Source organism: Kitasatospora sp. NPDC059648 (assembly GCF_042734825.1).
In the GTDB taxonomy this organism is placed as follows: Bacteria; Actinomycetota; Actinomycetes; order Streptomycetales; family Streptomycetaceae; genus Kitasatospora.
This window is the reverse complement of record NZ_JBHWDU010000065.1, coordinates 33,059-46,752: the sequence shown is the minus strand read 5'-3', so window position 1 is coordinate 46,752 and position 13,694 is coordinate 33,059. Positions and strand designations below refer to the sequence as shown.

5 protein-coding genes are annotated in these 13,694 nt (G+C 67.8%); 1 reads left to right on the top strand and 4 read right to left on the bottom strand.

Translation table 11 applies throughout. The annotated features are described in order from the left end of the window. Positions 1–377: 377 nt before the first annotated feature. Positions 378–1,388, top strand: coding sequence for a DNA cytosine methyltransferase (locus ACFV1W_RS29545; RefSeq protein WP_380420305.1), 1,011 nt, complete (start codon positions 378–380; stop codon positions 1,386–1,388). A 78-nt stretch (positions 1,389–1,466) separates the two neighbouring features. On the opposite strand, the gene drmB is transcribed toward ACFV1W_RS29545, so the two are convergent. From drmB to ACFV1W_RS29525, 4 genes are read right to left on the bottom strand one after another with little or no spacing between them, the layout of a single operon-like run. Further along, positions 1,467–3,332 carry a DrmB family protein gene (drmB, locus tag ACFV1W_RS29540; protein WP_380420301.1) on the bottom strand — a complete coding sequence of 622 codons (1,866 nt, stop codon included), beginning with the start codon at positions 3,330–3,332 and terminating at the stop codon, positions 1,467–1,469. Beyond that, positions 3,329–6,592, bottom strand: coding sequence for a helicase-related protein (locus ACFV1W_RS29535; RefSeq protein ID WP_380420300.1), 3,264 nt, complete (start codon positions 6,590–6,592; stop codon positions 3,329–3,331). Before ACFV1W_RS29535 ends, drmB begins: the two co-directional genes overlap by 4 nt. Beyond that, positions 6,589–8,505 (bottom strand): UvrD-helicase domain-containing protein, encoded by a 1,917-nt coding sequence (locus ACFV1W_RS29530; protein WP_380420299.1) that lies wholly within the window; start codon positions 8,503–8,505, stop codon positions 6,589–6,591. Before ACFV1W_RS29530 ends, ACFV1W_RS29535 begins: the two co-directional genes overlap by 4 nt. Beyond that, the gene (locus tag ACFV1W_RS29525; RefSeq protein WP_380420298.1) at positions 8,502–13,268 is read right to left on the bottom strand and encodes a DEAD/DEAH box helicase; all 4,767 of its coding nucleotides are present in this window, start codon (positions 13,266–13,268) and stop codon (positions 8,502–8,504) included. Before ACFV1W_RS29525 ends, ACFV1W_RS29530 begins: the two co-directional genes overlap by 4 nt. Positions 13,269–13,694: the final 426 nt, after the last annotated feature.

The window sequence follows — 13,694 nt, the reverse complement described above, 5'->3', positions numbered from 1 at the left end:
CTACCTCACGCCACTCGAGACCCGCCAGCGGCACCGGCAAGGTCATACCCTCGCAGCGTAGACGGAGAGTGTCCAACCGCAGGGTGGAACTTCACAGGCTAGAGCTTGGCGACCTTTGATTCCCCCGTCATCAGGAGATGGTTGAGTCGATGTCACGCTCCGGAGCGGCCGACCATGGTTGGTGACGCCCATAGGTTCCGGGGACCCGCTGTCGTGACCTCCGTGGCCATCGACTCATCCATGAGGGAGATGCGATCACCGGCCCTCGGCGCTCCGGCCGCCTGTGAGACCTTGGCAGTTGAGTGACGCAGGGGGTGGGCGGGGTAGCCTCTCCAGCCCAGCTGGAACTCGTTTCCCGACAAGCACGAACGGTGATCATGGAAGAGTCTCGACTCGAACGCCTCAGCTGCCTTGCCGTGTGCGCCGGTGCAGGCGGCCTGGCGCTCGGCCTTGAGCAGGCTGGTTTCGATCCGGTGTTACTCCTGGACAACCGCGCCGTGGCCTGCGAGACGCTGCGTCTGAATCGTCCCGACTGGGAGGTCCTTGAGACCGACCTTCTGGACTTCGACCCGGTGGACTACCAGGCGACATATGACGTCGATCTTCTTGCTGCTGGCTTGCCTCGAGTGAAGGCGAGTGCCGCGGTGGCGCGCGAGGACAGCACCGAGGAGCTTCGAATACTCAAAGCGACGATCATGCTCATGCACGGCGTACAACCACGTGCCTTGTTGATCGAGAACGTTCCGGATCTGGTCTCGAAACCCGCGTACGAGCCGATCCGCGCTTACATCGCGACCGAGCTCGAACACCTCGGTTATCGGCACCATTGGTTCGTTCTCAACGCGATGGATCACGGAGTGCCCCAGGATCGCAAGCAAGGAATCCTCGTGGCTCTGAAGGAGGACTCCATCGAAGACTTCGTCACCCTGATGCCCGACACCAAGCCGCCGATCACCGTGGGCGAGGCGCTGGGTGCCTCCATGGCCACACGCGGCTGGCCCTACGCGGCCGCCTGGGCTGCGCAGGCCGACCGAGTCGCCCCGACCTTGGTCGGGGGTTCCTGGAACCGTGGTGGAGCCGATCTGGGGCCGACTGGGTCGAAACGATCCTGGGCCCGTATGCGGGTGAACGGCGGCACTGTCGCCGACGAAGTCCCCGGGCCTCATTTCCCTTGGGACCCGTCACTCGGTGATGCGGGCATGGTGGCGCTGACCGTCGAGCAGGTGGCACGACTTCAGGGCTTTCCTGAGGACTGGTCGTTCGCTGGCCGCAAGACGGCCCGCTACCGCCAGGTGGGCCACGCCTCGCCGCCTCCGGTGGGCCGGGCCCTCGGACTCGCAATCCGGACCGCTTTGAGGCGCGGCGTACCCGCAGCCGGGACATCGTGAACTGAGCCCGCGCTGATTGAGGACACCGGAGCGGTATGGCAACTCGTGCCATACCGCCTCAGTGTCAGGGCCCGATACTCACTGGGTGAGCAAGTGAGAGAAGAAGCCGATCGACGGGTCTTCGGGCGTGCCTACGAGGAGGGCCCGGTCGAGCAGGCCGTTGTTGTACTCGCAACTAGTCTCCGGGAGCATCACGCACGCGTGGCAGGCGGCCAGATTGGTGCCTCCCGCGCCAGAGGTGTCCGTCTCGACACAGAGAGGGTCGGCGGAGCACCATTCGGCGCGGTGAACGGCCGAGCGCACGGCCTGGACGAGGCGGTCGACTTCACCTTGGGCGACCAAGCCACCCAGGCTGCCGGCCGAGTCACTGGTGGCCGTGTAGATCAGCACGCCGGCCATCTCGTCACCTGAGTAGATCCGTTCGCGGAGTGAGGCCGCTGGGTAGCCGGAGTCCAGGCTCCACTCGTTGATCATCACGTGCGCAAACGTGTGCAGCAGGACCATGCGCGGGGTCGCCGGAGAGGACGGCACTCGGGCCGGATCTGAGGCGCGCTCGGTGAGGACTCGCTGGTGATGGTGCCGGATACGTGCCACCCGGGCGGCAACGGCGGGCAATTCGGCCCAGGCGTCGACCCTGTCCTCATCGAGTCGGAGGAACACGCCCTCACCGTGGACCTCCATGGCGGGCAACCAGTCGGTGCGGGCGAGGGAAAGCTCCGCCTCATGGCCTTCGGAAGAAGTCTCCGGATCGATGACCCGGGTGAAGGCCTTGAGGGCGCGGACCTCGCGAAGCTTCTTCACCAGCATCGGAGCGACCAGGCCCAGGCCGGTCAGCGACTTCTCGTCGCCGGTCGGGGGCTCGCAGACGAACTGTTCGGTGTGGTGGCCGGATTCTTCCGGATTGCCCGCGCGCAGTCGCTCGTACTCCAGGTCCCGCAGGACCCGGTAGCGCTGTTCCTGGTCGAGGTCGGGACCGTCGTCTTCGGTGGGGTCCTCGGCCTCCATCGCGGTGAGCATGTCCAAGACCTGCTGGGCACTCACCGGGGCAGCTGCCTCGTCGAAGATGTACTTCAGATGGATCTCGATCTCGGCGAGGGTGGAGCAGCCACGGAGCTTGTCCCAGTGCTTGTCCAGGGCATGCACCCGGGTGTCGCTCCACGGCGGGATGGACAGGGCGGAGCGAAGCACCGGCTGCCACACGGAGGAGGAACCACGCTGGAGGGTCCGGGGCGGCTGCGAGCACGGAAGGTCGGGGGCGTCCTTCAGCCAGGGGCGCTTGCCCTCACAACGGATGCTCAGATCCCTGAGAGCGCTGCGCCGGAAGGAGCCCTCCATGGACACCTCCGGCACCCCGCAGGAGCAGGAGAGCACCACCGAACGGAGGGAGGAGGTACGGCCCGAGGAACGCAGGCTCATCCGGCCGCCGCAGAAGCCGGCCTCGCCGTCTCCGCGTCGGCCCCGGTGCAGCCACTTCCAGTACGGAAAGTCGGCGATGTGCCCGTCCTCGCAAGCCACCACGAACCGAGACGGCACCAGGGGCTCGGCGCACTCGGCGCACTCGTTGCGTCCGGGCGGCGAGTTGAACTTCCTTACGTGGTCCAGCGCGTGGCACTTGGGGCAGTGGTGCCACAGCGGGAATCGGCGCACCCGGATACCGTCGCGACTGTCGTCGCCGGAGGCGGGCGGGAGGCGGAAGTGGCTTACGCCCAGCACGCGGGCGAGGCGGGGCTCGTGGATCACCGGGGCCTCGTCGCGGGGCCACTGTTCCTCCGCGGCGTCGATGCCCGCGACGATGAACGACTCCTGGTCCACTGCGATCAGCGACCCGACGCCGTAGGTGGTGATGGCTTGGGCCCGACGGACCGCACCGCGGCGGGGCAGGGTGCGGGCCGGTGCGGCGGAACCGTCGGTGCCGCGCCGGCGGCGGGGAGGGGGCGGGGTCATCGGGATGCCTCCATGAACAGGGCGGACTCGGCGTCGACGTCGCGCAGGGACCACAGGGTCTCCCACGCCTCGACATCCTCCAGGGCGTCGTTGTAGGGCTTGAGCAGCGAGGGGACGTGGCGGCCGCGCTTCGGCTCGTAGTACAGGCCGCCGTGCGCCTCGGCCTCCTCGTACCACCAGTCGACGAACTCGTCGAAGGCCGCGGCCACGTGGGCGACCTCCTTGGCAGCGGTCTCCTTCGGGGAGACCTTCTCGACCCGTTCGAGGATCCTCGGGCGGACCTTTTCCTTCAGCTCGTCCAGAAAGAGGTCGATGTTTCCCGCCGCGTCGTCGGCACGGGCGGCGGGGATCAGGATGCGGGCCAGGGCGACGATCACTGCGTGCAGGCCGCGATCGCGAGCTCGGGCCGAGAACGGGGTCACCGACGTGGACTCGACCTCGCGGTAGAGAGCGGAGTGGAAGTGCTGGAAGTTCTCATAGTGGGAACGGTCCCGGGAGCGGCCCGCGTTGAGCATCACCGCGACCAGACCGGGGTGGGCACGGCCCACCCGGCTGGTGGCCTGGATGTACTCGGCGGTGGTCTGCGGCTGGCCCATGACGGCCATCAGGCCGAGCCGGTCCACGTCGACGCCGACAGCGATCATGTTCGTGGCCAGGAGCACGTCCACTACGTCGCGACCCGGCCGCCGGCGCTCGATCTGCCTCAAGCGGGCCGGGATGTCGCTGGCGTCGACGCGGCTGGTCAGCTCGGCGTAGTTCCCGACGGAGCGGGAGTCGCAGCCGTCGCGGTCGGCCAGGTGCTGCAGGTAGGACACGACATCGTCGTGGACCTGGAGTTCGGCGGCGGAGAGCAGGCGCAGGCTGTTGAAATAGCCGACCAGCGTCCAGTACGCGTCGCGCACCTCCTCGGTGGTGTCGGCCCGCATCGCCTGGTGGAGCAGCGTGGCGTAGGTGCGGATCAGCAGGGTGGACTGGCTGGTGCCGGGGGCGAGCAGGCCCACATAGCGGCGGGATGCCTTTTCCCTCGCAGAGGTTTCCACGGCGAACCAGGAATCGCGTGCGTCCAGGCCGGCGGGCGGGAACTGTCGCACCTCACGGGAGAACAGGGCCCTACCCTGGTCGGCGGCGCGGCGGATGGTCGCGGTCGAGGCGATCACCTTGGGACGGTCGGCAAGTACGTCGACGGCTGTCTCGTACAGGCCGGTCAAGGTACCCAGCGGTCCGGAGATCAGGTGCAATTCGTCCTGCACGATCAGCTCCGGGGGCGGAGTGGAGTCCTGACCGTCCCGGTTGAAGAGGGCGGCGGTCTGCGCACGCCACGGCATCGAGGCGAACTTGTCGACGGTGGCGATCACCAGGGTGGGCCGGGCCCGGTACACGGTCTCGTCGACCAGGTGCACGGGCAGTCCGCCGGAAAACGCGCAGCCCGAACCGGGGCAGCGCACGTCCATCCGGACGGCCTCCTCATCGACCGAGTAGTGGTGGGCGTCGAGTGAGGTCCCGCACCACGGACAGGCGTGCAGCTGAACGGGGTTCTCCTTCTGGAGCGTCCTGCCGGAGCGAGCCGCACCCAGCTGCCTGGAGGCCACTTGAAGCGTGTTCGGGGTGGCGGAACGCCCCACCCACATGCCGAGGGAGATCTCCTCGTGGCCCAGCTCGGCGGGGTTCTCACGACGCATCTGCTCCATCGCGCAGATCAGGATCGCGGCGCGCTCGAACTGCTGGAGGGTGAGGAGGCGCAGTGTGTACCGCATCAGGACGGTGACACCGCCGCCCGCCGTACCGAGCCGCATCCGACGCAGGAAGGTGGTCAGTGCGATCAGGCCCAGGTACGCCTCGGTCTTGCCACCACCGGTGGGGAACCACAGCAGATCCGACACGCCTCGGTCAGGGTGCTCCGGGTCGTCCACCCCGGCCAGGCACAGCAGTATGAAGGCGATCTGGAAGGGACGCCAGCGCGCGGAGGCCAGGTCCGGCTCACCGATCCGTCCGTCTTTGACCCAGGCGCTCCGGGCCCGTTGGGTCGCCATTGCCCGATTGGCCAGACGGAACGCTCGCATCACGTCGGGCTTGTCGCGCAGCAGCGCGATACCCTGACGGATCCGCTCCAGCGCCTCACCGCAGGACCGGACCTGTTCGGACGCGGCCTTCTCATACGGAGTACCGGCGAGCGCAGCGGCTTCGTCCCGTTTCCGATCAATCCACCGTTCGTATCCTTCGGTCAGCCCTTGCAGGGCGGCGATCACTTCGGCGTCGCCGGCCTCGGCGAGGCCCAGCATGGTGAGGGCACTGGCGTCGATCTCCGGGTTGGAGTCGGTGAGCAGCACCTCGTGCGTGGGCACGAACTCGGTGCGCACCTCCGCCACGCCCGCCTTCACCGTTTCGGTGAGGCCGATCGGGGGTGGGGCCCAGTTCCACGCCACCGCGCAGCCGTGGCCGGCGGCGAAGGTGGGGGCGTGCCGGTGCAGCAGCCGGCTGGCCTCCAGCTCGGGGTCCACGGCGGACAAGGCGGCTGGGCGTTCCACGAACGCGCTCGACCCGTTGGCGGCGCGGACCGTCAGCCCGGTCTGGAAGAGGGCGAACGCGTCCTGGAGCTCCCGCTCACCCACCTTCTGGATGTTGACCAGGGCGACCGTGACGGTGACTGTGCCAGTCTCCGGCGACGGGCGGCGCACGTGCACCTCCAGCCGGGCCGCGCCGTCGAGCAGGTCTCGGGAGGCACCACGGCCCGGGTACGTGACGTCGACCGTGGTGTCCGGCAGTTCAAGCTCCACCCGGCGCCAGCGTTCCCGCTGGTCGGAGGTGGTTCGGGCCTCGCTGCGGCGGGCCGAAACCTTGCGCCCCTCAGCGTCCTCGGGTTCATACACGGCGGCTCGCGCCGAGACCACGATCTCCCGGCACTCGGCGAGGTCGACGGCAAAGGTCAGTCCGACAGCGGACGGGCGCCTAGCACCTGCGTTGGGGCGCTCGGCGGCCGGCCCGGACTCGTCGAGACTGTCCGCCCCGGTCACGGGCTCCTCGTCCAAGCCGTCCTCCTCGGCATCGTCCTCCTGGAGACGCAGGGCAGCCTCGGCGTCCGCCGGACGGGGGAAGAGCACACCGATGGGATAGCGGGTGATCGGAGCATCCTGGTCCAGGATCTCGGCACGGTCCTCAGCGGAGGCGTCGACGTCGGGGCCAAGCAGCTCCCGGCGAAGTCGGGCCACCAGGTCCTCACGGACTTTGTAGTGCGCGGCGTGCCGCCCTACATGGATCGTCATTCCTGCCCCTCCTTAGTTCCGGCAGGACGCCGGAATCGTCCGATTCCGGTGATTCGCGGGGCGATCCACACCCCGTGGTTGCCCAGGCTCGCGTTTGCCCCGGCCGCCGGGCTGCCCGCGACCGCCTCCAGGCAGTCGATCCGCAGGCCGGTGATTTCCGTGGGCCACCAGATCTCCCAGGCCAGCCCGACCTTCAGGACGGAGTAGAGCTGTCTCCTGAAGACCTCGGAGGCATCACCGATCTCCCGTCCCTCGTGTAGAAGCGCATATCGTGGGCTCTGCTCGGGGCCCATTTGGAGTTCGTCGCGCAGCCGGAAGGTCACCGCATCCCCCGGCCGCACGCGCTCGAGCAGGTACGACTGGGCGCCGAGGGCGTCGGTCAGGGCGTCGGCCGGTTCCAGGGTGTAAACGTCGCCGGCCCGCACCTCGACACCGTCGCGCCGCCACTTCTGGCTGGGGTTCAGGACTCCTCGGTACCAGCGACCGGTCGGCTTGTGCTTGAGCACCGTCACCGTCTCCGGCGCGGCGACGCGGTACAGATCCTCCCGGGCCCGAGTCATCGCCACATAGAGTGCCCGTGCCTCGGCGGCCACGTCGAGTTCGTCGTCGCGCCGACGCAGCTCGGCCATGGTCGGCGGGGTGAGCAAGACCACCCGGTCGAACTCGAGGCCCTTGGAGCGGTGCACCGTGGACACGACCAATCGGGCCGGCTCCGGGTCGGCGAGCTCGTCCGGAAACCTGCACTCCGTCACCAGTCTGCGCAGCCGCGTGACATCGAGTGTGCCCCGACCGGGGCCGCGCGCCGCCACGCGCAGGGCCCGCCACACCCGGTCCGGGTCGGTGCCCTCGGGCAGCGGGATCTCGCCGAGCAACTCGCGCAGCCGCTCCTCGGTGAGGGTGGCGGATTCGGTGCGACGCAACGCTTCGGCGACCCAGTACGGCACGGGTCGGTCCTGGAGCGAGCGTCGTAGCGCGTGCGGTACCTCATGGGTGTGCAACAGCTCCGAGATAAGCAGGGCCTGCCGGTTGTCGCGGGTCAGGATCGCGCAGGTGCCAGGGAAAGACCGGAGTGAGTCCACAGTGAACGAGTCGGTGAGCGAGCCCAGGTCGGGGAGGTCGAGCAGTAGCTCGCGCAGTTCCCCGTGGAGTCGTTCGGCCGCCGCGTCCGCGCCCTCGGGAGCGCTGCCGATGCCCTGAACGGCGGGGCCGAGCGGTAGTGCGGTGCGTGCTTCGGGGGTGATGGCCCGAAAGTTCCGCGTTAGCCGCAGTTCCACCAGGTCGTCGGCATAGGAGGCGCGTACCCAGCGCAGAAAGAGGTCGGCACGGTCGGCGTACTCCTCCGGGTCTTCGATCTGGAAGTCATAGATCGCCTGGGCGGAGTCACCGACCAGGGTGAACCCACAGGAGTCCTGGAGCCGGTCAAGCAGAGCCTCCACCATCTCCCGGCGCTGGCCGACCAGGTCCTGCACCTCGTCGACGATCACGTGGGCGGGCGGGCCTGCCTCCAAAGACTCCAACGCGCCCTTCTCAATCGCGTTGGTGGCTGCCTGAATGCGCTCGTCGAAGGAGAACGCCGACCACTCGCCGTCCGGGTACGCCTGCACCAGCAGGGAGTATGCCCAGGAATCGAAGGTCTGTACTCGTACCCGCCGCGCGTGTTCGCCGTGCCGGGCGATCCGGTCCCTCAACTCGCGGACGGCAGCGCGGGAGAAGCTGAGGACCAGCAGCTCGGCGGCTTCCAGAGCCTCGTCCGGGTCGGTGTGGCCGATGAGTGCGTCCATGCGGCGTACCAGCGTGTGGGTCTTGCCCGTGCCCGCCCCGGCGGTGACTAACAGTCGGGTGTCCCAGGGTTGGTCCACAACGGCCTGTTGCTCGGGTGTAAGGACAGGATCGTCCTCAGCGGGGATGATCACTTCTTGCTCCACAGGTGCTCGAACTTGGTGAAGGCGAGGGCGGTGTCGAAGTTCCTGATGTTGTCGCGCACGTTGAGGATCAGGCAGGTGTCCTTACCGCCGTTGCGGGGACCACGCAGGCCACGCCCGATCATCTGCTGGTACACGTTCGGGCTGTAGACGGGTCGGGCTACGACTACTGCACGGGTGGCCGGGGCGTCGAAGCCTTGGGTGAGGACGCCGTAGTTGGTCAGCACCCGCACCTTGCCGTCGCGGAACTCCCGGACGCGGGCCCGGCGGTCATTGTCGGAGGTGGTGGAGTCCACCGAGGACGCGGAAATGCCGTGATCCTTCAGCCTGGCCGCCAGGTACTTGGCATGCTCCACCGAGGTGGCGAACACCAGCACGGGCCAGTCCTTGGGCATCGCCGCGATCTCCGAGATGATCCGAAGGCTGCGGTCGTGGTCATCGGCCAGCTGCTGTTCGGCAGCCTTGGGCAGGAGGCTGAACTGCTCGGCGCTCTCCCGTTCCTGGCGAGACAGCTCGATGGTGCCGCCGGTCAGCTCCCGGTGTTCGACCCGTGCCAGCACGCCCAGGTCCTGGAGGTACCCATAGGCATCGTCGGAGGGGAATACCCCCTCGTCCAGCCGGCGTGCGCCGAATCGATTGACCAGGCGCCTGGTCTCCTCCTCGTTGTGGCCACGGAACGGAGTGGCAGTGAGGCCGAGCATGTGCCGCTCAGTCCGATGTTGGGTCAGGCCGAGCAGGCTGAGGATCTCGGTGTAGCGCGGGCTGGTCGCCATATGCGCTTCGTCTACCACGACCAGTGCCGCATCCCTCAGCCAGGCATACCGGTCGGTGTCCAGGCACACTTGGAGCTTGGCATCGGTGGCGACGACGAGCTGCGGCCCGTCGGTGACCGGCGCCGCTTCGTTCGACGTCCACAGCCTGTTGATCGTCAGCCGGGTCTGTGCACCAGCCTTGCTCCAGACGAACTGCCAACTCTGCACAGCCTGTTCGCACAGCTCTTCGGTCTGGGCGATCCACAGAATCGGGCCCTTAAGCTCCCCAGCCTGCTTGACCCAGCGAATGACGGCCTCGGCGGTGATGCGCGTCTTGCCGGCGCCGGTGGGCAACGACAGCATGGCGCGCTGCGGGGCCAGCCGATCCAGCATCTCGAAGATGTTGAGGGCGAGCCGTTCCTGGTAGTCATGCAGGCGTGGGAAGTCGCGGGGGCCTTCCACCGTCAGGCTCTGTTCGAGAGCCGGGGCACGGTAGCCGGCGAATGGCGCGGGCAGGCCGAGATCGGCGACGAAAGAAACCGCCGCCGAGCCGCCAGTGTAGGACGACGGGGCACTTGGGAAGCGCTCCTGGATGTCTCGGGCATGGGCCTTGAGCACGGTGTCACCGTGCGCGTTAAACGCCATCTGCGCGATCCGACGCCCGCTGGGCTCCTGCCCGCCCAGCTCCTGACGCTCGGCTTCCATCAGTCCGGCGGGCAGCCGATCACGCAGGGCCTCCGCGCCGATCAGCAGCTCCAGCTTGGCCGTCACATCTTGAGCCTCACGGATCGCCTTCAGTGCCGCCCGCACCTTCGCGTCCTGCTCCTGGCGCACCTGGGCCTCCAGCACGGCACAGCAGCCGGCCTCGCCCAACCGCAGTCCCAGCTCGTGGTCCACGGCCTGAAGTGTGCTGAGCCTGTCCAGCGAATCAAGAACCTTGATGACGTTGCCCTGGCGGGCACTCTCTAGGGCCTTCGGGTACGCGCCGCGTGAGGTACTGACGACCTCCTCCAACGTGGAGCAGCGCAGCAGGGAGTACGTGCCGACCGAGGCTCCCATCCTTTGGCGCAGCGTCGGAAACTCCTCGGACAGCGGGACTGCCTCCACGGTCGACTCGTGCCGGGTCTCGCGGATGACGACGTCATCGTGGCGCTTCATGCCCCATCGCTCAACCATGAGATCGGCGGACTTCTGGTCCGGCATCAGCAATGCCGGCTCTTGCCAGGCCCGAAGCGAGCGATACTCCTCCCAGCTCGCGGCAACCGCGATCTCGCCGTCCTCTCGGGTCTCCCAGGTGTCACCCACCCGACAACGGGTCAGCGAGTCCTCGGGAAAGTCGATCTCCAGTCGAGTCAGCAGGGCGTAGGTGGAGCCGACGAACGCGTCGTCCTCGCTTTCCTGCAGCTTCTCCAGGAGCTGTTCCCACTGCGAGGACCGGACCTTCTCGACACTATCCGCGAGACCCAGCTTGCGGGCCTTCTCTTGACTGATCGAAGCCACCGGGAGCACGTCACGGTATGCCTCGAGCTGCGGCCCCACAGCTTCCTTGAGGGTCTTGAGACCCTGCGAAGTCTTGATTCGACCGTGTCGGGTGAGCATCCAGCGGATCGGGGAGTGTGCCGTACGACGTGTGCTGGCCTGCGCCCCGATCTGCAGTGTCCAGTTCTCGATCAACGCCTCCTCGGGCAGTGCCTGAAGGAAGGCTGCGCGGGCTTCCATCGAGAGCCGGGGCAGCAGGTGCAGTGGCCCACCGACGGGAGCGCCCTCAATCCTGGTCCTGGCCAGGGCCGGCCGACTTGCCCGGTTGTCGAGCGTGCGGCAGTACGCTGCGTGCACGGCCTCCCGATACTCCTCAAACCAGGGCTCCGCCTCGGGTCGGTGCCCTGCGGTCGGGCGATCCCGCAGACCCAACTCTCGGAAGAAGCCTGCATCGTCGGAATGGAACCGCATGTCCACCGTGATTTCGGGGTCGCTCTCCGCGGTGACGACGACACCGGGCAGCATGCAGTCGCGCATCGTGCGGAAACGGCCGTCAGCGGTCCGCACCATCAGGGCGTCCATCGGTGCTGAAACCCGCCTGGTCACCTCGTGGCTCACCAGCGAGGCGCCTGCTCGGTGCAGCAGCTCCCAGAACCGGTTCCATTCCTGTGGGCCATACGAGTCGAAGCCCTGCTCGAGGACGCTTACGAAGCGCCCCCGGACGTCGGCTTCCTGGATGCCGAGGACGGTGAGAGCGGAGGAGAGCGACGGGTCGTCGGACAGGGCGCGGTCCACGTACACCAGTGACTCCCGCAGACCGTCCTCTTCGGTGCGCCGGTACACCACACTGCCCATCGGGGCGACCAGGCCGTGCTCCTCGGTGAGTACGATTCTGGCCTTCCGAGCCTCGGCGGCGCAGGAGGCGTTCGAACCGATCATGTCTGCGACAATCCGGATGGCGGTCGACGAAGCCTCCGCCGAGCCGTCGGAGACCAGCGCCTCCAGCCACTCGACGACCGAGGCACGCCGTCGGCCGGCAGCGCCCAGGATGTGCTGGACCTTGCCCGCCCGCAGGTCCGTGGCCTCGACCGAGGGGTGAACCCACTCGCGCGGGCGTCCGGCGAAAGAATGCCAGGCCCGAAGCCACCGATTGACCGAGGCGCTGTCCCGACCCAGATCCGGGTGAACGTTCAGCTCACGCGGTGCGCGCAGGATGCCGTCCTGGTCCGGGAGCGACGGACGAATCGCGGCGGCGGCCCAGATCTGCTCGGTGAGCAGGCGGTCGGCCCAACTGATGACTTCCACGCCCTTGGTGCGACCAGGCAGCAGCGGGAGGTACGCGCCGGGGTCCTCCATGGGCGCGAGTTCGGGCAACGACTCGACCACCAGGCGGGCCGCGACCTGGATCATTTCGACGTTGAAAGGCGAGGAGTCCAATAGGTTCTGGCGATCCTCATTGGTCTTCCAGGCCCCGTTCAGGATGCCACTGAGGGTCATTTCGTACTTGGTCGGGAAGAAGGACCAGAACCTGCCACGGCCTCGAGCATCGGCAGCGCTGAGCAGGCCGGTCCGCTCGTCCTCACGGTAGGCGGGAACCGCCCAGGCGACGTCGATGGACACCCGATCGTGCAACTCGCCGGCGTCGTGGCGGGCGGCTTCGGTCGGCTCGTGGGTGTGGGTGAAGACCCGCCACTGCGAGGTGGCTGGCGGCTTTCCGACGCGCTCCTCGTAGATCGTGTGCAGGCTGCCGTCTCGCTCTGAGTGGAGAGCCCGGCGTGCGATCGGGCGGGGCCGGCGATCCTCCAGGACCACCTGACCCACGTGCGAGGAGAAGAGGTGGAAGCCAGACGGGAACTCCTCGCGGGACTCGTGGCTGACGGCGCCTTGATGCCCGTGCATGTCCTTACCCAGCCGGTCAGCCGCGCCGGGCAGCAGCGGCATGCGGACCACCGTGGTGGCCCACCCCAGCAACTCGTCCAGCACTGGGTCCCGGAGGCGTTCGGCCGCCGCGTCAAGCTCACGGGCCATGCGAAGCACGGGCGCCTCGAAGTGCTCGCCGAGTCGCTCGGGCACGCCGGGCACGTTCCGGATCAGCTCGTACGACCAGGCCCGATCGAAGCCGAAGCTGCCGGTACGGCTGAAGAATTCGGGTGTGTCAGTCACCACCAGGACCGACTTCACCCCCACGCCGAACCGACCGATCTGCCCGCCGCGCTTGCGGGACATGCTCATCCGCAGGATGGTCTCCGCACCGTCGGGTGTCACCGGGTTTCCCTGGTTGGCGCAGTAGAGGTGAGTGTCGGTGAGTACGACGTGGATCCGACCGCCGGGCTCGTCGCGCATCTCATCAGCGGCGTTCTGGACCAGCTCGAAGAGCTGCCGGTCACCGTACCCGCCCTGGGTAATACGGCGCTCGCTGTTGGCGTGCTCAGGGATCAGGCCCGGGTCGACCCTGTAGGTCTCCAGGACACGGTGGGACTGGTCGACGATGGTTCGGATCACAGGGGACTGCGGATCGACCACGAATGTTCCAATCAAGGCGCAGAGATGAAAAGAGAGTTGACGACGCTCGGCTGCCGTCAGCTGGCTAGCTGAACGGTGAGCGTGAGGGTGACTGTGTCGACGCGCTGAGGGACACTCGGGTTCCGGAGGGGGCGACGGGACGGGGCGTCGAAGCCGAGGAGGGTGTCGCGGTAGGAGGCGCGGTCGAGCGGAGTCTTCTGCGTGGCCACCGAGGTACCTTCGCTTTCACTTTCGTGGAGATTTTCACGATGGAAATTGTGCGAGGTGGTGCGGGGGAGGACGAGCCGCGCGGAAATCCACGAAAGGATTCCGAGAACGAGCGGAGAAGCATTCCCCCCGATGTGCAGGCGATGCGTCGTGTCGGGTGTCCCGGGCTGCGCGTGGGCCCCGTTATCCGGCCCCTTGGTGGTGTACCGCGGGTGGAGA